This is a genomic window from Rhodopseudomonas sp. (assembly GCF_013377015.1).
In the GTDB taxonomy this organism is placed as follows: Bacteria; Pseudomonadota; Alphaproteobacteria; order Rhizobiales; family Xanthobacteraceae; genus JARJEH01.
Window position 1 is genome coordinate 166,090 of sequence record NZ_JACABA010000001.1, and the last position, 24,059, is coordinate 190,148.

The following is a 24,059-nucleotide window of genomic DNA, read 5'->3' on the forward strand; positions in this document are numbered from 1 at the left end:
CGGCCATCAAGGACAAGACGATTGACCCTTATGGACGTGCCAACGAAGCCCATTCGCCAGCACCATAGTGGCACTTTGAGGGGCTCGCTCAGCAAGATCATCGCGGCGATATTCTTCCTTGCGGTTGAAGCTTTGGCGGCAAGCCTCGGCGCGAGGGCTGAAGCCTTAAGCGCGAGAGCACGTGCAGAATTCCCCGTGAGCGCAAATATTCTGATCGATCAATTCGGATATCCTCCGGATGCGCAAAAGGTTGCTCTCATTCGCGATCCTCAGATCGGCTTTGACGCATCAGCGCATTTTGAGCCAGGCACCAGATATGCCGTCATCGACCTGACGACGGGCGCGGAAATGACCGAAGGAAAGCCACGACCATGGCACGCGAAGGAGACGGATAGCTCGTCGGGCGATAAGGCCTATTGGTTCGATTTCTCTTCTGTGACACGGCCAGGTCGATATTTCATTCTTGATCTTGATCGCAGGGTCCGCTCGCAGGACTTTCGAATTGGAGACGATGTTTACCGGGAAGTTCTCAAACACGCGATGCGCACATTCTTTTACCAGCGCGCGGGTTTTGAGAAGAAGGCCGAATATGCCGGCACAGGCTGGGCGGACGGCGCGAGCCACCTTGGTCCCGGGCAGGACAGGACCGCCCGCCTGTTTAGCGCAGCTGACGATCCGCGCACGGAGCGCGACCTTAGCGGTGGTTGGTATGATGCTGGCGATTTCAACAGATATACGAGCTGGTCCGCCCGTTATGTGATCACTTTGATGAAGGCCTATCAGGAGAATCCAGCCGCATTCACGGATGACTATGGCATCCCGGAATCCGACAATGGGACGCCAGATATCATCGACGAAGCCAAATGGGGGATGGAGTGGCTCATTCGCATGCAGAACTCGGATGGCTCGGCGCTCAGCGTGCTGGGAGTGGCGCAAGCCAGTCCCCCTTCGGCCGCTAGGGGTCCCAGCTACTATGGAGACGCCAGCACAACGGCAACACTTGGCGTCGCTGGGGCCTTTGCGCTCGGCTCCCAGGTGTTCCGAAGATTGGGGCAAACACTCTACGCTGACGACCTGCTTCTTCGCGCTGAGCGAGCCTACCGCTGGGCTGATGACAATCCCGCTGTTCTCTTCAGGAATAATGATCCGGCGTCCGGGACCCGAGGGCTCGCCGCCGGCCAACAGGAGGTGGACGATTACACTCGACTTTCCAGGAAGATCGAAGCTGCGATATATTTGTTCGAGGCAACCGGCAAGGAGGCCTACCGAGCATTTGTCGATGACAATTATACGAGAATTCACTTGATTGAAGATGGCTACGCCTCTCCATTCGAGACGAACGAGCAGGACATGCTACTTTACTACACGAAGATTCCAGGTTCATCCTCCACCGTCGTCAACAAGATCCGGAGCACTTTGGCGCGCGCCATGAATTCGACCGAAAATTTCGGATCTATCACGGCCGAGAAAGATCCCTATCGCGCTTATATCAAGGATTACACATGGGGGAGCAATTCAATCAAAGCCGCACAGGGCAGCTCATTTTATCAGCTCGTGACATATGGTCTCGTGACAGGCAAGGATGCGTCTCGCGCGAAAAATGCCGCCATTGGCTACCTCAACTATATTCACGGCGTCAATCCGCTCGGGATCGTTTACCTGACCAATATGTCCGCCGCCGGCGCAAAGAACAGCGTGAAAGAATTGTTTCACGCCTGGTTCACCGATGGTAGCCCGAAGTGGGATCGCGTCGGCGTGTCGACTTACGGCCCCCCACCCGGGTTTCTCGTTGGCGGCCCAAACCCCACCTACAAGCCGGACAGCTGTTGCCCGGCCAGTTGCGGCCTGAGGAGTGTGTCGAAATGCACTTCCGAATCGGTCTCGCCGCCCATGGATCAGCCGGCGCAAAAGTCGTTTAAGGAATTCAATACCAGCTGGCCGCTAAATTCTTGGGAAGTGACCGAAAACAGCAACTCTTACCAGGTAAATTATATCCGACTTCTTTCCAAATTCGTGAAATAGGCCAAGCTACCAAGCTCCCGCTTATGGCGGGGCGAAAACAGGAAGGAAAGGAGGGAAGTTTGAGCTGCTGCAGGTTTGATGGACACCGGGTTAAGCTAATCCCACCTTGCGCTCGAACTCAACCGGGCTGAGATATCCGATCGTCGAATGACGTCGGACGGCATTGTAGAACCACCCGTCCGCCCGGCGGATTATCAGTTCACGGCCTAGCGCGATCAGGCAAGTTCCGCTTCGGCAAATCGTGCCGCGCGTCTGTCTCTCGCCTCGGCGGCGCATTTTTCCACGTGGACCTCGCGATTGATTACTTGCAGATTCGGCAGTCCCCAATAGCCGAGCAACTCCGACCATGGCGCGTCGCGGTGCTGACGCCAGACCTGAAACAGCGGAACGCGGTGATCGACCTCGGCGGTCCGCCACAGCCGTCCGCTGCTTTGCTGGCAGCGGCGGCCTCGCGACAGGGCGTGCCGCCGGTTAGCGCGTCTCGCGAATGACCCAACTGAGACATTGGGCTACAAGCGTAAGTCGCCGTCTACCGATCAGCTATTTGACGGGTTTCGCGTCAGGAAACTTCCACTTGCCGTCAACAAGCACTTTCCTCGGCTGGTACAGGCGGACGATATAGTTCCAGCCATCGGTGATCGGGAGATAGTTGGAGCTGCCAGGGTCTCCCCCGAAATGAATGGTGATACTGCCGTCTTGATCCTTCTTCGCCGTCACATTGTTGAAAGAATAGGCGTCGCGGTCGTTCTTCTGCATGAAGCCCTCCGCGTTGTAGACGGTGACAGACCAGAACCCGTCCACCGGCACATCCTTCACCGTCAACGCATAGGGTGTCTTGCCGTCGTTCTCGGCTGGAACAGCATTCACATAGATAGCGGCGGTTTTCGGATTTCCGCCCCAGCCATAGGCCGCGCCCAATAGATGATCGATCGGGTTCAGTTTTGACTTCTCGCCGAACATTCTCGACGTATCCTTTTTCGTCGCGGCGAGAACGTTGACGGCGTCACGCACCTTCTTGAGCGACGCCTCGTCCCAATCCGGAATCTCGAACGAGCCGGCACCGGACTGGGTCACGACGATCCTGTCCTGCAAAGCGTTCGCCGCCTTGACATCATCGGCGTTGGCCGGGTCCATGAATGTTCGGAAGACGACGACGACGTAACGTGTCCCGATTTCTTTCTGCGTCAACCTGTACTTGCCGGCGTTGTAGATAACCGGGGATATCGAATGATCCTCATTGACGATCATCATCGACTGGAAGCGACCGCCCGAGGCTGGCTTTTCAATCGTGACCGGCTGCGTAAGATCGAAAACACCGAGGGAGTAGAGCGTGTCCCGGTTCATCCGGATCACGTCCTGTTTTTCGATCGGTGTCGGTTGCCGAATATGAACGAATCTTCCCAATCCGCCCTGCGCGACATATCGCTTCATCGTCAGGTCGGTTTCAGCGCGGACAAAATTGTCCACGGTCACGGTTTCCGCTGCAACTGCGAAATTTGCACCGAACACGAGGATGACGGCGAACAATACAGGAAAAATATACCGCATGCTTTGCCTCGTCAGATCAGAATTTTTGTGCAGCCGACCGAGATCACAAACCGGCCACGATAGTAACAAGCCTGCGAACCTTCGCGACATCACTCTTGGCGGCAGAGGCAAACTCCATTTACGAGCGCAGGCACGCAAGCTGGCGCCACGACAATCGGCGCAGTAACGATGAGATCATAATACATGTGTCGTCGGGTCGCGCGTCGAGCAACGCCTGCCAAGCTTAGCGGCGTGAGTAGTCTGATCAAATTACACGCAACGGAGCCCTTTTTGGTTGATCTGCGTCAACCGAACCCTTGTTCGCAGATCACTCAAAGAAGCAATTTCGCCTGTTGGCCCATCGCGTGGTTTCGCTGCTGTGCGACCCTACGCCGGCCATCGGGGCTTCGCAGTCTGCGCCAGCCGTTCGCCGGTAGATTTATGGATTCACGGCTCAGATCTATCAGGCAATTTCCGCCACCCGCGCCGCGCTTCGGTCCCGCGCTTCGGTGGCGCATTTCTCGACATGGACGTCGCGATTGATCACCTGCAGGTTCGGCAGTCCCCAATAGCCGAGCAACTCCGGCCATGGCGCGTCGCGGTGCTGGCGCCAGACCTGAAACAGCGGGACGCGGTGATCGACCTCGGCGGTCCGCCACAGCCGCCCGTTGCTCTGCCGGCAGCGCCGGCCCTGCAATCGCCGCAGCAGCTTCGCCTGCGCGCTCGGGGCGTTCCAGAATTGCCAGGCGATCACGCAGGCGCCGTGCCAGTTCGCATTGTTGTTGCGACCGCGATCCCACAGATCGACGTGCCAGCCGAAGCGAAAAACCGGTTGGCCGCAGACGCAGCAGAATCCAGGACCTTTCGCGTAGGCATGTTCGCGATAGGGCGCGGGAGGACTGCGGAATGTCGCGGGCCGTCCGCTCGAGCGATCATCATCGATCTGCCAGCTCCAGCCGCCGGGTGCGCCGCTGCGGGCCGCCAGTGCGCGCGCCAATCGTTCGGCGCGCAGCGGATGTGCGCGCCAATAGCCGTCGATCGCCAGCCGCGGCGTCGGCGGCACGAACCGGCCGTTCAGCGCCCGCGACAGCACGCCGGGCGGAAACACGGAGGGCAACGACTTGGTCAGCCGCGCCAACGCCAGCCGATTGGCTTCCGCCTTGTCTTCCTGCCATTTCGACAAACGCACAACCTCCGGACCTCGGGCACGGTGTCATCGGGCCGTAAAGCCTTCGTTAAGCCAACGCGCCTGCGGACGAGCGATCGCGCAATTGATCGATCCATCTGCCGACGGGATGGGGGCGTTGGTCATTCGCGACACCACGGGCGAACGCCCGCTGGGTGATGGCGAACACGAACACCAGGTCGAAGAACAGTTCGACATAAGTTACGCGATTGTGTTGCTGCGGCTCGCGTTGCCGCAGCAGGCTGGCGCCGCGGCCGGGCCGCGCCGCCGTCACGGCGTTGTCGTCAACGCTCAGGATTCGGGCACGCCGGTCTGCAGCGCCAGCGCATGCAGCACGCCGCCCATCTGGCCCTGCAACGATTGGTAGACGATCTGGTGCTGCTGTACCCGCGACTTGCCGCGAAACGATTCCGAGATCACTGTCGCCGCGTAATGGTCGCGGTCGCCGGCCAGATCGCGAATCGTGACCTCGGCGTCGGGGATCGCGGTCTTGATCATGGCCTCGATATCGTGGGCATCCATCGGCATTCACGTTCTCCCAAGACCGCGGCTCCGGACCCGGCCGGCCCGCGGCGATCGCTGCTCAATCCGCCGCGCGCATGCTGCGCAGCGTCGTCACAAAACAATACTATATTGCGGCGCCGGTCTTTCAAAGCCCGCATAAAGCCCACATCTGCACAGCAATGGCCCATTGCGAGGATCGCCCATGAAAATTCCCGGCCCCGACCATCCGATCGCCATCGCAGCCAATCCGAACCGCGTCCGTATCTCGGCCGACGGCGTGGTGATCGCCGAAACCGCCCGCGCCCTGACCCTGAAGGAGGCGAGCTATCCGGCGGTCCAGTATGTCCCACGCGACGACGCCAACATGGCGCTGCTGGCACGGACCTCCCGAGTCACCCATTGCCCCTACAAGGGCGACGCCAGCTATTTCAGCATCACCGCCAGCGGCAACACCATTGCGGACGCAATTTGGAGCTACGAAAAGCCGTTCCCGGCGATGGCCGAGATTGCGGGCTATCTGGCGTTCTATCCTGATAAGGTCAGGATCGAGGAATTGCCCGGTAGCTGACCACCAAGGTCGCAGTCCGGACGCCGACATCGACTTTGCTCATTCGGATTTGCACCTGCACCATTTCTTGAAGACGCCACGGCGGAGGGGTGGATGACGATCGTTTCACAGTCGGGCGCAGCCGCTGCGGCCCCGGCAGCGACGCATCCTGCGCGACGCAACGCCGCGCTCGACCGCACCCGCACCTTCCTGACCGTGCTGGTGCTGATTCACCACGCGGTGATCCCCTATACCTATTTCGGCCACACCGACGACAAATCCTGGCTCGGCTTCGACTGCGTCGTGCTCGCCACCGACAGCTTCTTCATGGCGATGTTCTTCATGCTGTCCGGGCTGTTCCTGTGGCCGAGCCTCGACCACCGACCGATGACCGGGTCGTTCGCGCGCGACCGGCTGGTGCGGCTGGGACTGCCGTTCGCGATCACCGCGGTAACCATCATCCCGATCGCCTACTACGCGCTGGCGCTGCGGGAGACTCCCCAGCTCGGCTTCGCCGAATTCTGGCGCAATATGATCACTGTCGGCCCGTGGCCGAGCGGGCCGCTGTGGTTTCTGTGGGTGCTGCTGATCTTCAACCTGATCGGCGGCGCGCTGTACCGGATTTCCCCGCAGGTGATCGTCCCGCTCAGCCGGCTGTCGCGGCACGGCTTCATCCACCCGGTGAAGTTCTTCCTGTTCGTGTTCGCCGTCACCGCGCTCGTCTATGTGCCGATGCGGCTGGTTTTCGGACCGAGCTACTGGTTCGAGTTCGGACCGTTCTCGGTGCAGGCCAGCCGCGTGCTGTTCTATGCGGTGTATTTCTTCGTCGGCGCCGGGATTGGAGCGGCCGGTGTCGATCGCAGCGTGCTCTGCATCGACGGACAGATGGCGAAGGGCTGGTGGGGCTGGGCGCTGCTGGCGCTGGTGCCGTACGGCGCGATGTGGGGGCTGATCTACGTCAAGCGCGAAATCCTCGACAATCCCGACATACTGCCGCAATGGTACGAGGCCTGCTATGGCCTCGCCTTCGCGGCTTTCAGCGCCGCCATCATCTTCGCGATCCTGGCGTTCTTCCTGCGGTTCCGGCGAACCGGCTGGAGCATGCTGGATCCGCTGCAGAACGACGCCTACGGCATCTTCCTGGTGCACTACGCCTTCATGCTGTGGCTGCAATACTGGCTGTTCGACTATGACCTGCCGGCTGTCGCCAAGGCCGCGATGGTGCTGGTGCTCGGGCTGACGCTGAGCTGGATCGCGACCTCGGCATTGCGAAAAATTCCGGGCGCGTATCGGGTGCTGTAGCGACGCAGCAGCATTGGTCGAGCGACGCGCCCGGCAAGAAATGACGGGTGTGGTGGAGAGATGCGGTGCGTTAGACGACGACGCCGTTACGCCTTGCCCGCCATATAATCCGGCAGCCAGCGCTCATGCGCGGCGTTCAACGCGCGCACGTCGACCGGCCGTTCGCCCTCGATGGCGAGCGTGTGGCCGCCGGTGAGCCCGATCTGAGCGCACGGCACGCCGATGGTCTTCAGCTTGGTCAGCACGCCGAGCAGATCGTCCTGCGCCACGGTGACCAGGTAGCGCGCCTGGTCCTCGCCGAACCACCAGGCATGCGGCACCATCGCTTCGGGCGCGGCGTCGAGCGCAGCACCAATGGACCCCGCGATCGCCATCTCGGCCAGCGCGATCAGCAGGCCGCCGTCGGACAGGTCGTGCACCGCGGTCGCGGTGCCGGAATGGATCATGCCGCGCACCACGTCGCCGTGGCGCTTCTCGGCGGCGAGATCGACCGGCGGCGGGGCGCCCTCCTCGCGGCCGCAGATGTCGCGCAAGTAAACCGACTGGCCGAGCCAGCCGTGGGTGTCGCCGATCAGCAGGATCGCCTCGCCTGCCGCCTTGAACGCCAGCGTGGTGGATTTGGTGAAATCATCGAGCAGGCCGACGCCGCCGATCGAGGGCGTCGGCAGAATGCCGCGGCCGTTGGTCTCGTTGTAGAGCGAGACGTTGCCCGACACGATCGGCGAATCGAGCGCAATGCAGGCTTCCGAAATGCCCTTCAGGCAGCCGACCAGCTGGCCCATGATTTCCGGGCGTTCCGGATTGCCGAAATTCAGATTGTCGGTGATCGCCATCGGCTTGCCGCCGACCGCGGTGATGTTGCGCCAGGCTTCGGCGACCGCCTGCTTGCCGCCCTCATAGGGATCGGCCTCGCAATAGCGCGGCGTCACGTCGACGGTCAGCGCCAGCGCCTTCGGGCCGTCCTCGATCCGCACCACCGCGGCGTCGCCGCCCGGGCGCTGCACGGTGTTGCCGCCGATGACGTGGTCGTATTGCTCCCAGACCCAGCGTTTCGAGCACAGCTCCGGCGTCGCGATCAGCTTTTCCAGCGCCTCCATGACGCCGATCGGCGCCGCGATGTCGCGGGCGTGGATCACCGGCAGCTTCGGCGATTCGACGTGCGGCCGGTCGTAGAGCGGCGCCTCGTCGCCGAGTTCCTTGATCGGCAGCTCGGCCTTCACATCCCCGCCGTGCTTGACGACGAAACGCTTGGTCGGCGTGGTGTAGCCGACCACCGCGAAGTCGAGTCCCCACTTCTTGAAGATTGCCTCGGCCTGCTTTTCCTTCTCGGGCTTCAGCACCATGAGCATGCGCTCCTGGCTTTCTGACAGCATCATCTCGTAGGCGGTCATGCCGGGCTCGCGGGTCGGCACCGCGTCGAGATCGAGATCGACGCCGAGGTCGCCCTTGGCGCCCATTTCCACCGCCGAGCAGGTCAAGCCCGCCGCGCCCATGTCCTGGATCGCAATCACGCAATCGGCCGCCATGATTTCGAGACAGGCTTCCAGCAGCAGCTTTTCGGCGAACGGATCGCCGACCTGCACGGTCGGGCGCTTCTCGGCAGAATCGTCGTCGAATTCGGCCGAGGCCATCGAGGCGCCATGAATGCCATCGCGGCCGGTCTTGGAGCCGAGATAGACGATCGGCATGCCGACGCCAGACGCGGCCGCGAGGAAGATCTTGTCGCTGTCGGCGAGGCCGACCGCCATCGCATTCACCAGAATGTTGCCGTCATAGCGGGTGTGGAACCGGACCTGGCCGCCCACCGTCGGCACGCCGAAGGAATTGCCGTAGCCGCCGACGCCGGCGACCACGCCCGAGACCAGATGCCTTGTGCGCGGATGTTCCGGCGCGCCGAAGCTCAAGGCGTTGAGGCAGGCGATCGGCCGCGCGCCCATCGTGAACACGTCGCGCAAAATGCCGCCGACCCCGGTGGTGGCGCCCTGATACGGCTCGATGAAGCTCGGATGGTTGTGGCTCTCCATCTTGAACACGATGGCCTGGTTGTCGCCGATGTCGATCACGCCGGCATTCTCGCCCGGCCCCTGCAGCACCCACGGCGCTTTGGTCGGCAGCCCCTTCAGATGCAGCCGGGAGGATTTATACGAGCAGTGCTCGTTCCACATCGCTGAGAAGATGCCGAGTTCGGTGAACGTCGGCTCCCGCCCGATCAGCTTGAGAATGCGCTGATATTCGTCCGGCTTGAGGCCATGGCTGGCGACCAGTTCGGGGGTGATTTTCGGCTCAACGGAGGACATTCGGCGCGACCCTGGACGCGCCGGAGGGCCCGGCGCGGTGCCCGTTGTTTAGAAAGATCGGGGAAGCGGGGGAAGCGTTTTTTGCGGGTTTCCGGGTCCGTTTACCGCGCCCTGAACGGCACGCAGAACAGCTCATGGTTCGAGACGCGCGCTCAAGAGCGCGCTCCTCACCATGAGGGCATTGCCATGAGAGCGCGGCGTAACGATGCCCCTCATCCTGAGGAGCCCGGCGCAGCCCGAAGGGCTGAGCCGGGCGTCTCGAAGGATGAGGGTGTTCAGCACGGGTAGGTCCCGGAATCCGCCGGCCTCAGGCCGCGACCGCCGGCAGCCCGGCGAGCGCCATCGCCAGGTCGGCTTCGTCGTAGTCCTGATCGACCAGCTTGCCCTCGAAATAGTTGATGTAGGACTGCATGTCGAAATGGCCGTGGCCGGACAGGTTGAAGACGATGGTCTCGGCCTTGCCTTCGAGTTTGCAGCGCAGCGCCTCGTCGATCGCGCAGCGCACCGCGTGGGTGGATTCCGGCGCCGGCACGATGCCCTCGGTGCGGGCGAACTGCACGCCGGCCTCGAAGCATTTGACTTGGTGATAGGCCCGCGCCTCGATCAGGCCGAGTTCATAGGCGTGCGACACCATCGCGCCCATGCCGTGATAGCGCAGGCCGCCGGCATGGAAGCCGGGCGGGATGAAGGTCGAGCCCAGCGTGTGCATCTTCACCAGCGGGGTCAGATGCGCGGTGTCGCCGAAATCATAGGCGTACTTGCCGCGGGTCAGCGACGGACACGCCGCCGGCTCCACCGCGATGATGCGCCGGGAACGGCCGCCGCGCAGCTGCAAGCCGAGATAGGGGAACGCCAGGCCGGCGAAATTCGAACCGCCGCCGGCGCAAGCGATCACGATATCCGGATCGTCGCCCGCCATCTCGAACTGCTTGATGCACTCTTCGCCGATGATGGTCTGGTGCAGCATCACATGATTGAGCACCGAACCGAGCGCGTATTTGATGTCCGGATTCTTCGCCGCGACTTCGACCGCTTCGGAGATCGCGATGCCTAGCGAGCCGGGACTGTTGGGATGCAGCGCCAGGATGGCGCGGCCGGAATCGGTTTCGTTCGACGGCGACGCGATGCAGCGCGCACCATAGGTCTCCATCAGCGCGCGGCGATACGGCTTCTGGTCGTAGGAGACGCGCACCTGGAACACCAGCACGTCGAGGCCGAACAGCGAGCCGGCGAAGGCGAGCGATGAACCCCATTGCCCGGCACCGGTTTCGGTCGACAGCTTCTTGATGCCGGCTTGCTGATTGTACCAGGCCTGCGGCACCGCGGTGTTCGGCTTGTGTGAACCGGCCGGCGAGACGCCTTCATATTTGAAATATATCTTGGCCGGGGTATCGAGCGCCTGCTCCAGCCGCCGGGCGCGGACCAGCGGCGACGGCCGCCACATCCGAAACACGTCGCGCACCGGCTGCGGGATCTCGATGTAACGCTCGGTTGCGACCTCCTGCAGGATCAATTCCATCGGGAACAGCGGCTCAAGATCGGCCGGGCCGACCGGCTGATGCGTACCGGGATGCAGCACCGCCGGCACCGGCTTGGGAAAGTCCGCATTTAAATTGTACCAAACCTTCGGAATATGCTCCTCGTCGAGGACGTACTTGATCTGGTCGCTCACGTTTCTCTCCCTCAATGGCTCGGACCGCGTTCGGGCACCGTATACAGCTGCCGGCAGGCTGTGAATTGAGCAACGTCAATTAGGTCCTGTCCAGCCCCGATCGGCATTTGCACTGCACGCGTCGATCGGGTTTATGGAGGCGAAACTCGACGAAAGGATAAGCCGCTTGCGACAGACCGCCGACACACCGCGCCCCGAGCGCCCCGATCTCCTGATCGCCACCGAGGGCGAATTCGCCGGCTGGCGGACCTGGAGCCGCGACACCTTCGAATCCAGCAACGGCCCGTTCTGGCACCGGATCGACGACGACGGCAAGGTGCGCTGCGCCTTCCGGGTCGAGAAGAAACACCTCAACGGCCTGCGCGCGGTGCATGGCGGCTGCATGATGACCTTCGCGGATTATTGCCTGTTCGCAATCGCCTCGCGCGAATTGCAGGCCCCCGCCGTCACCGTGGCGTTCGGCTGCGAATTCCTCGACGCCGCGGTGGAAGGCGAGTTGGTCGAAGCCACCGGCGAAGTCACCCGCGCCGGCCGCTCGCTGATCTTCGTCCGCGGCATGCTGAAAAGCGGCGACCGGCCGCTGTTCACCTTTTCCGGGACGATCAAGCGGGTGAAACGGAAAATTCCGCCGAGCGAGGTCCGCGACAGCCATTGAGAGGTTCGGGCTGGGCCGTGAACACGCCATTTCGCGGGGATGCGCTCAACGCCAGGCTCGATGGCCGGACCCCGGTTGGGTCGTCTCACCGCTGAATCGATCATTGCGTTGATTCAGATCAAGCTTCCCCGCAGGATGAATTTTACCATCAAAAAAAGTTGGCGATGGCGCGCAAACTAGCCTGATGAGGTATTAGTTTGGCAGTACCCTTCGGGGAATCCACACGATGAAGCGCCGCGCCGTTGTTTCATTCTTCCTCCTGATCGCGATTTTGATATCGCCGGCTGTTGCCGAAAAGCGGGTAGCTCTCGTGATCGGAAACTCGGCCTACCAAAACATTCCGCGTCTCGATAATCCGAAAAACGATGCCATCCTGGTGGCCGATACATTGAACAGACTGGGCTTCACCCTGGTGGGTGGGGGAGCTCAGGTGGACCTCGACAAGCCTCGGTTCGATTCGCTGGTTCAACGTTTTGGCAACCAACTCATCGGTGCCGACGTTGCATTGTTCTATTACGCCGGACACGGGATTCAAGTTCGCGGAACGAACTACCTTGTCCCGGTTACGGCCAATCCGGTTCGCGAGACGGATGTTGATTTCCAGATGGTCGACGCCGCGCTGGTGCTTCGACAGATGGAAGGAGCCGTCACCAAGCTTAATCTGGTGATCTTGGACGCCTGCCGCAACAACCCTTTCGGTGGACGAGGTTTGCGATCCGCCGATGGTGGCCTTGCTCAAATGCGGGCACCGGAGGGGACCCTGCTCTCATATGCCACCCAGCCGGGAAGCGTCGCACTGGACGGAGACGACGGGCACAGCCCTTATACAAAGGCTCTCGTCGAGACCGTGCAAAAGCCCGGACTTGATGTTCTTCAAACCTTCAATCAGGTCGGATTGATTGTTAAGCACGCAACGGGTAACTCGCAGCAGCCGTGGGTCTCCACGTCACCGATCGATGGTTCATTCTATTTCGCGGGCGCCGCTCCAACCCAGCAGGCCCCCGTCGCCATTCCGGTGACACCGCCATCGACGCCGAAAGCTCCGCCTGCGGCGAAATCGCTCGAACAACGCGCCATCGAGTTTGCAACCGAGTACATGAGTCAATCGAGCGGCGATGCATCGGATTTCCTGGCTTACGAGAGAAGGAGTCTTGATGAACAAGTCGAATTTTATGGAAAGACGATGAACCGCGCCGATGTTCTCAGGGAAAAGGAGCAATATACCGCGCGATGGCCGGTTCGATCGTACAAGCTGTTGCCTGAGGCAACGCGAACTTCGTGCAAGGACGAACAGTCAAAATGTCAAATAAGCGGCGTTGTTGTCTTCAGCGCATCGAATCCCTTGACGGGAAAGAAGTCGACAGGAAGGGCGTCTTTTGAATTTGGCATCAGCTTCATTACGGGCGCGGCTAGAATATTTTCCGAAAATGGAAAGACCTTGTCAGCGCAGCACTGACGCATATTGCGCCAGCAACGCCCGCGAACAAGATCAATAGGGTAAAGGACCGACTATGACGACAAAGCGGAAGCTATTTCTTGCCGCTGTCCTTGTTCTGGGCGCGCCATTTGCAGGACCGGCAGGTGCGGCCGCAACCGATTCCTGTCTCGATATCGACTCGTCCCGAACAGTAGTATTTGATGGAAAATTGACCCACAAAGTGTTTCCGGGACCGCCAAACTTTGAAGATGTTGGTAAAGGCGACCGGCCTGAACCGAGTTACATTCTTCAACTCCAGAAATCGATCTGTGTCGTGGGCATCGACAAGCAGGTTGATCGCGTGCAAATCTTTCCGGAGCTTCCAGAGCAAGGCCCTGACAATCGTGCTTTGTGGGCGAAGCTTAAAAGTCTGATCGGCAAGCAGGTGACTGTCACTGGAACTTCAGCATTCACTTCGTTCACCGGGCATCACCACGCTCCGCTGCTATTGCCAATCACGGAAATCCAACGGGCTCCCGCGGAGCAGCGATAAGGCGCTTTGACTGGTCATCGATATCGTCGTGCGCGTCACAGGCGGCCGGTCGCGGCAGCGCTACGCGGCGCGGCCGAGATGCTCCACCAGCCCGGCGAACAGGCCGCGGCCGTCGGTACAGCCCATGATGGCTTCGACGTGGTTTTCCGGATGCGGCATCATGCCGAGCACGTTGCCGCGGTCGCTGACGATGCCCGCGATTCCGGCTGCGGCGCCGTTGATGTTGGATTGCTCATCGACGATGCCGTCGGCGGAGCAATAGCGATACAGCACCCGGCCGTCGCCCTCGAGCCGCTGCAGCGTCTCTGCGTCGGCCTCGTAATTGCCTTCGCCATGCGCCACCGGCACCCGGATCACCTGGCCGGCATTGTAGCCGCGAGTGAACGGCGAATCCGAGCGCTCGACCCGCAGGTGAACGTCGTGGCAAATGAACTTTAGCCGCGCGTTGCGCATCAAGACGCCCGGCAGCAAGCCGGACTCGCACAGGATCTGGAAGCCGTTGCAGACGCCGAGCACCAGCCCGCCGCCATCGGCGAATTTCCGCACCGCGTCCATCACCGGCGCGCGCGCCGCGATCGCGCCGCAGCGCAGATAGTCGCCATAGGAGAAGCCGCCGGGAACCACCACGAGATCGGTGCCTACCGGCAACGATTTCTCGGCGTGCCACACCATCGCGGGCTCATGGCCGGAGATCAGTTTCAGCGCCCGAGCCATGTCGCGCTCGCGGTTGATGCCGGGGAAGACGAGGACGGCGGATTTCATAGTGAGGGTGCTTCGTTGAGTTCGAGACGGCGCTCGATGCGATCGAGCCGCTGTTCATAGCGACCGAGTGTGGCGTGGATGCCGGAAAGCTCCGTATGCACGCCGATCATCTCCAATCGGAATGCCTGCATCGAGTGCTTCATCTCGCCGATCTCACCTTTGATCTGCGAGATGTCGTGCTGCACCGATTTCAGTACTTCATAAACCAAATCAGCGCTGATCTCAGCCATGACCCGATCTCCGGAGACTTAACCCCGCACCTCGATAGCATAATTCTCGATCACGGTGTTCGCCAGCAGCTTGTCGGCGGCGTCCTTCAACGCCGCTTCGGCTTTCGCCTTGTCGGCGCCGGCGATCTCGATGTCGAACACCTTGCCCTGGCGGACGCTGGCGATGCCATCGACGCCGAGCGATTTCAGCGCACCCTCGATCGCCTTGCCTTGCGGATCGAGGATGCCGGTCTTCAGCGTAACAGTCACACGCGCTTTCACGGCGTCAGCCCTTCACCAGCACCGGGCCGGAGCCGGCCGGGCGCTCGTTTTCCATGAGGATGCCGAGCCGCTTGGCGACCTCCGTATAGGCCTCCAGCACGCCGCCGAGATCGCGGCGGAAGCGATCCTTGTCGAGCTTCTCGTTCGACTTGATGTCCCACAGCCGGCACGAATCCGGCGAGATCTCGTCGGCGACGATGATCCGCATCATGTCGTTCTCGAACAGCCGGCCGCATTCCATCTTGAAATCGACCAGCCGGATGCCGATGCCGAGAAACAGCCCGGTCAGGAAGTCGTTGACGCGGATCGCCAGCGCCATGATGTCGTCGATTTCCTGCGGCGTGGCCCAGCCGAACGCGGTGATGTGCTCCTCGGAGACCATCGGGTCGTTGAGCTGGTCATTCTTGTAATAGAACTCGATGATCGAGCGCGGCAGCTGGGTGCCCTCCTCGATGCCGAGCCGCTGCGACAGCGAGCCCGCGGCGACGTTCCGCACCACCACTTCCAGCGGCACGATCTCGACTTCGCGAATCAGCTGTTCGCGCATGTTAAGCCGGCGGATGAAATGGGTCGGCACCCCGATGTCGTTCAGATGCTGGAACAGGAACTCCGAGATCCGGTTGTTGAGGACGCCCTTGCCCTCGATGATCTGGTGTTTCTTGGCGTTAAACGCAGTCGCATCGTCCTTGAAGTGCTGAATCAGGGTTCCGGGCTCCGGTCCTTCATAGAGGACTTTGGCCTTGCCTTCATAAATGCGACGTCGACGGCTCATGGGGATGTACCGTGTGTTGTTGAAATCCATGGGATTGGTGGGCTCCGTCTGACAATTGCGACCCACGGCGGAGCTGCCGTGAAGGCCCGGTACGGGAAACAGAACGAGAACCTTGCCTGGGGCCAACCTATCTGATTGGGCCATCCAGCACAATCGATCCGGCTGGCCGGGCCCCAAGTTTTACCGAACTGCGTGCGATGATGTGGCGGTTGTCTTAACGGCCCGCGATGGGTATCTAGGCATCCAACCCGCCCACCGCAAACCCACGGTCCATTCCCCGGCCTGGCAGAGAGATCGGAACCAAGATCATGACGACATTCGACAAGCGCGAAGAAGGTTTCGAGAAGAAATTCGCGGTCGACGAAGAACAGAAATTCAAGGCCGAAGCGCGCCGCGACAAGCTGCTCGGGCTGTGGATCGCCGAGAAGCTCGGCCTGTCCGGCGACGCCGCGGCGGCCTACGCGAAGGAAGTGGTGATCGCGGACCTCGAAGAGGCCGGCGACGCCGACGTGATCCGCAAGGTCACCAAGGACCTCGCCGCCAAGGGCGTGACCGTCAGCGAGCAGGACCTCCGCACCAAGATGGGCGAATTCTACGCCCAGGCCATCAAGCAGGTGAAGGACGGGATTTAAGGCGCGCGACTGCGGGACACAGCGACGGCATCCAAAGCTCCGCAGCGCCCAGCTGCTGCGTCGCAGTATGGACCGAACCGCCACGACCGCCGCGCAGCATTCCCGCCCAGCGGCTTCCGCTTTCGACAGGACTCGCACGCCGCTCCTCAAGCCAGCCAATTCTCCACCTTCACGCCGCGGACGCGTTTGAATTCCTGCGTGTTGGCCGTCACGATGACTGCCCCGAGCGCCTTCGCATGCGCGGCGATCAGCAGGTCGTTGCTGCCGACCGGCGTGCCGGCAGCTTCCAGCGCCGCGCGGATGGCGCCGTAGTCGGCATCAGCCGGCGCCTCGAACGGCAGCACCTCGATCTCGCCGAGCAGATCGGCGACCGCCTTGCGCAGCTTGGCCGAGCCGCTCTTGGCGCAGCCGTAGCGCAGCTCGGCCGCGACGATGATGCTGGTGCAGATTCCGGCCTCGCCGACCTTGGCAATCCGCCGGGCTGCCTTGCCCTGCGGATTTCGGATCAGGTCCGACAGAATATTGGTATCCAGCAAATAACGCGTCACAGCACGCGCTCCGCGGGCGGCGCCGGACCGTCGATCGCAGGAAAATCCTCGTCGAGTGGCGTCATCGATTGCAGCAGGGCGATCAGGCCACGCTTGCGCACCGGCTCGATCACCAGCCGGTCGCCGTCACGGTGCATGATGGCTTCGTCGCCCGGCAGTTCGAATTCCACCGGAATCCGGACCGCCTGGTTGCGGCCATTGCGAAACAATCGGACGTGCCTCTGGTCGGACATGCTGCGCCTCCCGGCATATGTTAGAAACATAGGCCGCTGGGGACGCCGCCGCAAGCACGATTCCTCATCCTGAGGAGCCCGTCGCCGCCCGCAGGGCGGTGACGGGCGTCTCGAAGGATGAGGCTGATCATCCTCATGGTTCGAGACGCGCTTCGCGCTCCTCACCATGAGGACTCAGTGCGCTTCGCGCTTCTGATCGGGGAGAATTAGGTCAAGAGGATTCAGTGCAGACCGCGCCTCACATGTGCTGGGCGCGCTTCGCTGTCGCGCCCTACTCTTCCTTGAACCCGTATTCCTGCACGTTGCCCGTCGCGCCGTAATATTTGAACGGCAGGAATTTGCCGCTCATGGTGATCTTGACGCGGTCGCCCTTCGGATTGGCGACGCGCTCCATCGCCATGTCGAAGTCGATCGCCGACATGATGCCGTCGCCGAATTCCTCCTCGATCAGCGCCTTCCAGGCCGGGCCGTTGACCATCACCAGTTCGTAGAGCCGGTAGATCAGCGGATCGGTCGGCGGCATCGCAACGCCCGCGCCGCGCATCGGCACTTCGTTGAGCATCGCGATCTCGGATTTGCTCAAGCCGAACAGCTCGCCGGCGTTGGCGGCCTGCGGCTTCGTCAATTTCATCTGGCCGAGGATCGCGCCGACGATCAGCACCTCGGAGAACCCGCCGATCTGCTCGCAGATGTGCTTCCAGCTCCAGCCATTGTCGCGCTTGATGTCGAGCAGCTTTTCGGTGAGGTCGCTTCGCTTCATGTTGGTCTCCTTCGGATTGATCTGGATGGACGATCAGCGCGCGCTGGCCTGCGCCGGGCCGTGGCTGCCGGAAGCCGGAACCAGCGCCGGCTCGCTCAGTTGCGGCCGCACCACCGGCACCCGGCGCGGGTCGTGGTCCGGCGTCATGCTGGCAAACGTCTTGCTGCGCGTCACCAGGAAATCGACGATGTGGTTGCGCAGCGCGTAGTAATAAGGATGCCGGTGCAGATCGATCCGGACGCGATCCTTCGGCAGCGGATTTTCCACCACCTCGGCCAGCACCGCGCCAGGGCCGTTGGTCATTAGATAGATTTTGTCGGCCAGATACATCGCCTCGTCGACGTCGTGGGTGATCATGAAGGTGGTCTGCCCGGTCTCGAGGCAAATGCGCCGGACCTCGTCCTGCAGCGAGCCGCGGGTCAGCGCGTCGAGCGCCGAGAACGGCTCGTCCATCAGCATGATTTTCGGCGTGATGCTGAGCGCCCGCGCAATGCCGACGCGCTGCTTCATGCCGCCGGAGAGTTCCGACGGATGCTTGTGCTCGGCGCCGGTGAGGCCGACCAGGTCGATGAAGGTCTGGGCGTGGGCGCGGACTTTGGCCTTGTCCCAGCCGCGCCATTTCGAGCTCACCGCGTAGGCGACGTTGCCCATCACGGTTCGCCACGGCAGCAGCGCGTGGCTCTGGAAGATCACCGCGCGGTCGAGACTGGTGCCCTCGATCGCCTGGCCGTCGACGATCACCACGCCGTCGCTCGGCTGATCCAGCCCGGCGAGGATGTTGAGCACCGTGGTCTTGCCGCAGCCGGAATGCCCGATCACGCAGCCGAATTCGCCGCGCGGCAGCGACAGCCACAGATTCTCGAACACCGCGATCGCGCCGCCGTCCGCGCCGGGATAACGCTTGGCGATGCCCTCGATGGAGATGAATTTGTCGATCATCGCGCTCACTCCGGAAACGTCACGAGCCGGGTTGCGCGTGCGAGGATCTGGTCGAGCAGCATGCCGACCAGCCCGATCAACAGAATGCCGATCATGATATTGGTGATCGACAAATTATTCCATTCGTTCCAGATCCAGTAACCCAGGCCGGTCCCACCAACTAACATCTCGGCCGCGACGATAACTAACCAGGCAATGCCGATCGAGATCCGCATCCCGGTGAGGATGGTCGGTGCCGCCGCGGGCAGGATGACGGTGAAGGCGCGGCGCACGGTGCCGACTTCCAGCGTGCGGGCGACGTTGATCCATTCCTTGCGCACCGACGCCACGCCGAACGCGGTGTTGAGCAGCATCGGCCACACCGAGCAGATGAAGATCACGAAGATCGCCGACAGCCCGGAATCCTTGATGGTGTAGAGCGCCAGCGGCATCCAGGCCAACGGCGAGATCGGCTTCAAGATCTGGATGAACGGATCGAGCGCCTTGTTGAGCAGCGGCGACATCCCGATCAGGAAGCCGAGCGGAATCGCCACCACGACCGCGAGCAGATAGCCGAGCCCGACCCGCGCGATCGAATAGCCGAGCTGGATGCCGAGGCCTTTGTCGTTCGGGCCGTTATCGTAAAACGGCCGCCTCATGTGCTCCCACAATTTGGCGCCGACATCGAGCGGGCCCGGCATCGCCGATTTGCCTTGCGTTGCGGTCAGCCCCATCAGCTTGGCGTATTCGGGAGTCATGGTTGCGACCGCGCCGGTGCCGCGCGTGGCCAGATGCCAGCTGCCGATGAAGGCCGCGAAGATCAGCACCGAGATCAGCGCGGCGCGGAGGCGAAGGGAACGGGTCATGGCTGCCCTCCACCCTCCCCCTCCAGGGGAGGGTGAAGCGCGCGCTGTCTGCGGCTCACGACGCCTTCCTGATCTTGAAGCTGGCGAGATAGTCCTCCGGCTTCGACGCATCGAACGGCTTGCCCATCACCGAGAACGATTTTGTCGTCGTGGTCGGCGGCGTCATGCCGGCCTCTTGCATCAGCCGGGTGGCGTCGGTGGCGAGATAGACCTGCGCGGCGATGCCGGCGTAGTCGATGTCGCCCTTGACCTGACCCCAGCGCTTCATCTGGGTCATGATCCAGATCGCGAAGGACTGCCACGGGAACGGATCGAAATCGATGCGGTTCGGCTGGTTGACGATATTGCCGAGGCCGTCGGCGTAGGTGCCGGTGAGGATCTGCTCAAGCACGATCTGCGGCTGGTTCAGATAGTTCGCCGGCGCGATCGCCTCGGCGATCTGCTTGCGGTTCTCCGGTCTGTGCGCGAAGGCGGTGGCCTCGATGATAGATTTCAGCAGCGCGCCGTAGGTGTTCGGCATCGCGGTGACGAATTCCTTGGAGGCGGCGAAGGCGCAGCACGGATGGCCGTCCCAGATCTCCTTGGTCAACAGATGGATGAAGCCGACGCCGTCGAACACCGCGCGCTGGTTCATCGGATCGGGCGCGAGAAAGCCGTCGATATTGTCGGCGCGCAGATTGGCGACCATCTCGGGCGGCGGCACGGCGCGGATCTGCACGTCGACGTCGGGATCGAGGCCGTGTTCGGCGAGATAATAGCGCAGCAGGTAGTTGTGCATGGAGAAGTCGAACGGCACCGCGAATTTGAAGCCCTTCCAATCCTTCGGGTTGCGCTTGTCCTTGTGCTTCATCGCCAGCGTGATCGCCTGGCCGTTGATGTTCTCGACCGCCGGCATGGTGTAGGGAATCGGGTTGGAGCCGACCCCCATGGTGATGGCGAGCGGCATCGGGCTCAGCATGTGGGCGGCGTCGTATTCCTTGTTGATGGTCTTGTCGCGGATCACCGCCCAGCCGGCGGTCTTGATCACTTCGACGTTGAGGCCGTTCTTGGCGTAGAACCCCATCGGCGCCGCCATGATGATCGGCGTGGCGCAGGTGATCGGGATGAAGCCGACCTTGAGGTCCTTCTTCTCCAGCGGCCCGCCTTGCGCAAACAGGTCGGTCGCGGTCTTGAGCGGGAAGAACTGCGACACCGCGGCGAGCGCGGTGGCGGCGCCGACCGATTTCAGGAAGGCGCGCCGGCTGGCGTCCTGCGGAAACATCGCCCGCATCACCGCCGAGGCGACCACGCCCTCGTAGCGCGTCTGCTCGCTGTCGAGCGCGGCCTGGATCTGCAATTGCTGCGCGGCCTGGTGCTCGGCCTCGCTGTTATGCCGGCCGCAGCCGCAGCCCGAGGCGTGAAGTCTGCGGTTCGGATCGAACGGGTTGTCGAATGTGGACATGAAACCTCCCTGCGTGACGCCATCGCCAATAACGCAAGGAGTGTGCCAGCCCGGCCGTAGGGAAATGCGCAATGGCCGCAGCGCGTTGTCCGAATTTGCCGGCTACGATATTCCGTAGTATACGAAATATCGTAGCTCAATTACGAAATCTCGGAGTCTGCCGATGGATCCCGGCCTGCTCTCCCCGCTCGCCGACGCCGCGGCGCGGGCGATCGTGTTCGACGGCCTGATCGAGCCGGCGCTGCTGCTGGATCCGGCGGCCGACCGCATCATCGACGCCAATCCGGCCGCTTGCGCCCTGCTCGGCTTCGACCGCGCCGCGTTGCAGCTGACCCGGATCAGCGCGCTGCACCCCGGGCAGCTGCCGGCGCTGATCGTGTTCACCCAGGCGGTGTTCGCCAAGGGCGCCTATTGGACCCACGCGCTAACGCCGCGCCACGCCACCGGCACGACGCTGCGGCTGGAATATGCCGGCACCGTGCTGCCGCACCATGGCCGTAACCTGTTGCTGCTGACCATGAGCGATCTGGACCAGCGCCGGCGGCGCCATGTCGATGCCGCCGCCGAAGACTACATGCGCAGCGGGCTGTCGGCCTGGCAGCGGGTCGAGCGGGTGTTCCAGGATATCGAACGTGAAAATCAGCTGATCCTGCGCGCCGCCGGCGAAGGCATCTACGGCGTCAATGCCGAGGGCAAGACCACCTTCGTCAATCCGGCGGCGGAGCGGATGCTAGGCTGGACCGCCGAGGAACTGGTCGGCAAGCCGATCCACCCGATCGTGCACCACAGCCATCATGACGGAACGCACTATCCGGACCACGATTGCCCGATCTACGCGGCGTTTCGCGACGGCGCTGTGCACACGGTCGACGGCGAAGTGTTCTGGCGCAAGGACGGCTCGAAGGTGTGGGTGGAGTACACCTCGACCCCTATCCGCGACCGCGGCATCGTGGTCGGCGCCGTCGTGGTGTTTCGCGACGTCAGCCAGCGCCGCGAGGCCGACGAAAAGCTGCACGCCGCGCTCGCCGAAGTCGACCGGCTGCGCGAGCGGCTGCAACTGGAGAACGCCTATCTGCAGGAGGAAATCCGGATCGAGACCAACCCGCGCGGCATCATCGGGCAATCCGAGGCGATCCAGAAGACGCTGCGGCAGGTCACGCTGGTGGCGCCGACCACCGCGGCGGTGATGATCACCGGCGAATCCGGCACCGGCAAGGAGCTGATCGCCCGCGCCATCCACGAGGCGAGTTCGCGCAGCGGTCGGCCGCTGATCCGGGTCAATTGCGCGGCGATCCCGCGCGAATTGTTCGAGAGCGAATTCTTCGGCCATGCCAGAGGCGCCTTCACCGGTGCGGTGCGCGACCGCATCGGGAGGTTCGAACTCGCCGACGGCGGCACGCTGTTTCTCGACGAGGTCGGTGAAATTCCGCTGGAGCTGCAGGGCAAGCTGCTGCGGGTGCTGCAGGAGGGCAATTTCGAGCGCGTCGGCGAGGAACGCACCCGCCGGGTCGACGTCCGGCTGATCGCCGCCACCAACCGCGACCTCAAGCAGGAGGTGGCGCGCGGCCGTTTCCGCGAGGATCTGTATTTCCGCCTCAACGTGTTTCCGATCGAATCGGTGCCGCTGCGCGAACGCCGCGAGGACATCCCGCTGCTGGCGCAGCACTTCCTCAGTAGCGAGAAGGAACTGAAATCCGGACTTCGGCTGTCGCAGGGCGATGCCAAGCGGCTGTCGCGCTACGACTGGCCCGGCAATGTGCGCGAGCTGCAGAACGTCATCGAGCGCGCCACCATTCTGGCGCAGAACGGCCGGCTGCGTTTCGATCTGCCAGAGACGCCCGGCCATCCCGCGCCAGGCCCCCACCGCCACAAGGGCGACGCCGCGCCCGCGGTGATGACGGCGGCGGAGCTGCGTGATCTCGAGCGCGCCAACATCGCCGCGGCGCTGCGCGCCTGCAACGGCAAGGTGTTCGGCAATGACGGCGCCGCGGCGCTGCTCGACATCAAGCCGACCACGCTGGCGTCGCGGATCAAGGCGCTCGGGATCGCGGCGCAGCGGGGACCGATCGGCTGAGGCGCCAAGGTCGTCATTCCTCCAACCAACCCGTTCAGCCCCGGACGCGCCTCCCTTGCGTTTTCCGATCCTAGGTATATATTCCGCAGTCGATTGGACCGCGGCTAACGGGAGTCGGCATGCCCTATCCTCTCGTTCCTCTCTTTGCCCCCCGCATACGCGTCATCGACTCCTCGGTGGAGCGGCCGGCGCTGGCCGCGGTGGACGACGGACCGCCGCCTGTGCCGGGCGGCCGCCCGAAGGGCTGCAAGCGGCTGCACACCAACGCCACGGTCGCCACTGTCCGCCGGCTGATCGAACAGAGCACGCTGACCTACAAGCAGATCGCGGAAAAGACCGGCGTCAGTGCCGGCACCGTCGGGCGCTGGGCCCGCGACGGCGGCTGGCCGCGCCACCCGTTCGCGCCGCGGGCCAGCGACACCGTGCCGACCGCGCGCGCCGGCCGCAGGCTCAAGCTGCGGATGCTCGGCACCAGACTGCATCTGCTCGCCGAGCGCTGCGTCGACGAGCTGTGGCAAAACCCCTGCGTCGATCTCGACCGGTTGATCGAGGCGATGCAGGTGCTGAAGATGGCGCGCCTGACCGTCAAAGGCCGCGGCCGGCCCGGCAGGCCCGGTCCGGCGCCACGCACCGGGCAGGACTGGATCGACCGCGACACCGCGATCCGCACCGCGCTGAAGGAGATGCGCCGCGGCGGCGTCGCCCTCGACCGCATCCCCGACGCCGCGATGGCGCTGCTGGAAGACGCCCATACGCCGCCGGAGCGCGAGCCGCCGCGGCGGCGGGGGCCGAGGCGGAGGCGGTAGCGCAAAGCCACACGAATAGTGTAGATGACCCCACAACCGCTTAACCATCACTCAGTCACCATAAAGCGTTGACG

The 24,059-nt window shown here is 62.8% G+C and carries 25 protein-coding genes and 1 pseudogene; 9 read left to right on the forward strand and 17 right to left on the reverse strand.

The annotated features are described in order from the left end of the window. The first annotated feature begins 30 nt into the window (after positions 1-30). Complete coding sequence (locus HXX15_RS00770) at positions 31-2,022, forward strand: glycoside hydrolase family 9 protein (RefSeq protein ID WP_296514740.1); 1,992 nt, start codon at positions 31-33, stop codon at positions 2,020-2,022. 215 nt (positions 2,023-2,237) lie between these two features. Here the strand turns inward: HXX15_RS00770 and HXX15_RS00775 are convergent. The 5 genes and pseudogenes from HXX15_RS00775 to HXX15_RS00795 all read right to left on the reverse strand — a co-directional run. Beyond that, a pseudogene (locus HXX15_RS00775) lies at positions 2,238-2,474 on the reverse strand (hypothetical protein); the annotation flags it as partial. 88 nt (positions 2,475-2,562) lie between these two features. Continuing rightward, positions 2,563-3,570, reverse strand: coding sequence for a DUF1214 domain-containing protein (locus HXX15_RS00780; protein WP_296511634.1), 1,008 nt, complete (start codon positions 3,568-3,570; stop codon positions 2,563-2,565). Positions 3,571-4,012: 442 nt separating this feature from the next. Next, complete coding sequence (locus HXX15_RS00785) at positions 4,013-4,732, reverse strand: hypothetical protein (RefSeq protein WP_296511636.1); 720 nt, start codon at positions 4,730-4,732, stop codon at positions 4,013-4,015. Positions 4,733-4,784: 52 nt separating this feature from the next. Then, complete coding sequence (locus tag HXX15_RS00790; RefSeq protein WP_296514915.1) at positions 4,785-5,009, reverse strand: hypothetical protein; 225 nt, start codon at positions 5,007-5,009, stop codon at positions 4,785-4,787. 17 nt (positions 5,010-5,026) lie between these two features. Beyond that, a complete protein-coding gene (locus HXX15_RS00795; RefSeq protein WP_296511639.1) occupies positions 5,027-5,263 on the reverse strand; it encodes a BolA family transcriptional regulator in 237 nt (78 codons plus the stop codon). 178 nt (positions 5,264-5,441) lie between these two features. Between HXX15_RS00795 and HXX15_RS00800 the strand changes: the two genes are divergently transcribed. Both HXX15_RS00800 and HXX15_RS00805 read left to right on the forward strand, forming a co-directional pair. Next, positions 5,442-5,807 carry a DUF427 domain-containing protein gene (locus HXX15_RS00800; RefSeq protein ID WP_296511641.1) on the forward strand — a complete coding sequence of 122 codons (366 nt, stop codon included), beginning with the start codon at positions 5,442-5,444 and terminating at the stop codon, positions 5,805-5,807. A 93-nt stretch (positions 5,808-5,900) separates the two neighbouring features. Further along, positions 5,901-7,088, forward strand: coding sequence for an acyltransferase (locus tag HXX15_RS00805; RefSeq protein ID WP_296511643.1), 1,188 nt, complete (start codon positions 5,901-5,903; stop codon positions 7,086-7,088). A gap of 86 nt (positions 7,089-7,174) precedes the next feature. Here the strand turns inward: HXX15_RS00805 and purL are convergent, their stop codons facing one another. Beyond that, positions 7,175-9,385, reverse strand: a complete 2,211-nt coding sequence (purL, locus tag HXX15_RS00810) for a phosphoribosylformylglycinamidine synthase subunit PurL (RefSeq protein WP_296511645.1) — start codon at positions 9,383-9,385, stop codon at positions 7,175-7,177. A gap of 307 nt (positions 9,386-9,692) precedes the next feature. Then, positions 9,693-11,057, reverse strand: a complete 1,365-nt coding sequence (locus tag HXX15_RS00815) for a TrpB-like pyridoxal phosphate-dependent enzyme (RefSeq protein ID WP_296511647.1) — start codon at positions 11,055-11,057, stop codon at positions 9,693-9,695. 133 nt (positions 11,058-11,190) lie between these two features. On the opposite strand from HXX15_RS00815, the gene HXX15_RS00820 reads away from it, so the two are divergent. The 3 genes from HXX15_RS00820 (at position 11,191) to HXX15_RS00830 (ending at position 13,682) form a co-directional block, all read left to right on the forward strand. Next, entirely contained in the window at positions 11,191-11,712 is a 522-nt protein-coding gene (locus HXX15_RS00820) for a PaaI family thioesterase (protein WP_296511650.1), read from the forward strand. A gap of 226 nt (positions 11,713-11,938) precedes the next feature. Further along, positions 11,939-13,168: a caspase family protein gene (locus tag HXX15_RS00825; protein ID WP_296511652.1), complete on the forward strand. Its 1,230-nt coding sequence runs from the start codon at positions 11,939-11,941 to the stop codon at positions 13,166-13,168. A 55-nt stretch (positions 13,169-13,223) separates the two neighbouring features. Beyond that, positions 13,224-13,682: a DUF4431 domain-containing protein gene (locus HXX15_RS00830; RefSeq protein ID WP_296511655.1), complete on the forward strand. Its 459-nt coding sequence runs from the start codon at positions 13,224-13,226 to the stop codon at positions 13,680-13,682. Positions 13,683-13,742: 60 nt separating this feature from the next. On the opposite strand, the gene purQ is transcribed toward HXX15_RS00830, so the two are convergent. Genes purQ through purC form a run of 4 tightly spaced genes read right to left on the reverse strand, consistent with a single transcriptional unit; the run spans position 13,743 to position 15,707 of the window. Further along, on the reverse strand, positions 13,743-14,444 hold the full coding sequence (gene purQ / locus HXX15_RS00835) for a phosphoribosylformylglycinamidine synthase subunit PurQ (RefSeq protein WP_296511658.1): 702 nt from the start codon (positions 14,442-14,444) through the stop codon (positions 13,743-13,745). Further along, entirely contained in the window at positions 14,441-14,674 is a 234-nt protein-coding gene (locus HXX15_RS00840) for a hypothetical protein (protein WP_296511660.1), read from the reverse strand. The genes purQ and HXX15_RS00840 overlap by 4 nt, the downstream gene beginning before the upstream one ends. 18 nt (positions 14,675-14,692) lie before the next feature. Further along, on the reverse strand, positions 14,693-14,935 hold the full coding sequence (gene purS, locus HXX15_RS00845) for a phosphoribosylformylglycinamidine synthase subunit PurS (RefSeq protein ID WP_296511662.1): 243 nt from the start codon (positions 14,933-14,935) through the stop codon (positions 14,693-14,695). A gap of 4 nt (positions 14,936-14,939) precedes the next feature. Then, on the reverse strand, positions 14,940-15,707 hold the full coding sequence (gene purC, locus HXX15_RS00850) for a phosphoribosylaminoimidazolesuccinocarboxamide synthase (protein ID WP_296511664.1): 768 nt from the start codon (positions 15,705-15,707) through the stop codon (positions 14,940-14,942). A gap of 308 nt (positions 15,708-16,015) precedes the next feature. Here purC and HXX15_RS00855 point away from each other — a divergent pair, with 308 nt between their 5' ends. Next, on the forward strand, positions 16,016-16,339 hold the full coding sequence (locus HXX15_RS00855; protein WP_296511666.1) for a DUF1476 domain-containing protein: 324 nt from the start codon (positions 16,016-16,018) through the stop codon (positions 16,337-16,339). A 146-nt stretch (positions 16,340-16,485) separates the two neighbouring features. On the opposite strand, the gene HXX15_RS00860 is transcribed toward HXX15_RS00855, so the two are convergent. From HXX15_RS00860 to HXX15_RS00885, 6 genes are all read right to left on the reverse strand, one after another. Further along, positions 16,486-16,887 carry a type II toxin-antitoxin system VapC family toxin gene (locus tag HXX15_RS00860; RefSeq protein ID WP_296511668.1) on the reverse strand — a complete coding sequence of 134 codons (402 nt, stop codon included), beginning with the start codon at positions 16,885-16,887 and terminating at the stop codon, positions 16,486-16,488. Then, entirely contained in the window at positions 16,884-17,120 is a 237-nt protein-coding gene (locus HXX15_RS00865) for an AbrB/MazE/SpoVT family DNA-binding domain-containing protein (RefSeq protein ID WP_296511669.1), read from the reverse strand. The genes HXX15_RS00860 and HXX15_RS00865 overlap by 4 nt, the downstream gene beginning before the upstream one ends. A 271-nt stretch (positions 17,121-17,391) precedes the next feature. After that, positions 17,392-17,880, reverse strand: a complete 489-nt coding sequence (gene cynS, locus HXX15_RS00870) for a cyanase (protein ID WP_296511672.1) — start codon at positions 17,878-17,880, stop codon at positions 17,392-17,394. Between the two features lie 33 nt (positions 17,881-17,913). After that, the gene (locus HXX15_RS00875; protein WP_296511674.1) at positions 17,914-18,819 is read right to left on the reverse strand and encodes an ABC transporter ATP-binding protein; all 906 of its coding nucleotides are present in this window, start codon (positions 18,817-18,819) and stop codon (positions 17,914-17,916) included. Positions 18,820-18,824: 5 nt separating this feature from the next. Continuing rightward, positions 18,825-19,664 carry a nitrate ABC transporter permease gene (ntrB, locus tag HXX15_RS00880; protein WP_296511676.1) on the reverse strand — a complete coding sequence of 280 codons (840 nt, stop codon included), beginning with the start codon at positions 19,662-19,664 and terminating at the stop codon, positions 18,825-18,827. 55 nt (positions 19,665-19,719) lie between these two features. Then, the gene (locus HXX15_RS00885) at positions 19,720-21,105 is read right to left on the reverse strand and encodes a CmpA/NrtA family ABC transporter substrate-binding protein (RefSeq protein ID WP_296511678.1); all 1,386 of its coding nucleotides are present in this window, start codon (positions 21,103-21,105) and stop codon (positions 19,720-19,722) included. 163 nt (positions 21,106-21,268) lie between these two features. Here HXX15_RS00885 and HXX15_RS00890 point away from each other — a divergent pair, with 163 nt between their 5' ends. Together HXX15_RS00890 and HXX15_RS00895 are read left to right on the forward strand one after the other, a co-directional pair. Then, complete coding sequence (locus tag HXX15_RS00890; RefSeq protein WP_296511680.1) at positions 21,269-23,179, forward strand: sigma 54-interacting transcriptional regulator; 1,911 nt, start codon at positions 21,269-21,271, stop codon at positions 23,177-23,179. A 119-nt stretch (positions 23,180-23,298) separates the two neighbouring features. Then, positions 23,299-23,985 carry a hypothetical protein gene (locus HXX15_RS00895; protein WP_296511683.1) on the forward strand — a complete coding sequence of 229 codons (687 nt, stop codon included), beginning with the start codon at positions 23,299-23,301 and terminating at the stop codon, positions 23,983-23,985. The last annotated feature ends 74 nt before the right edge of the window (positions 23,986-24,059 follow it).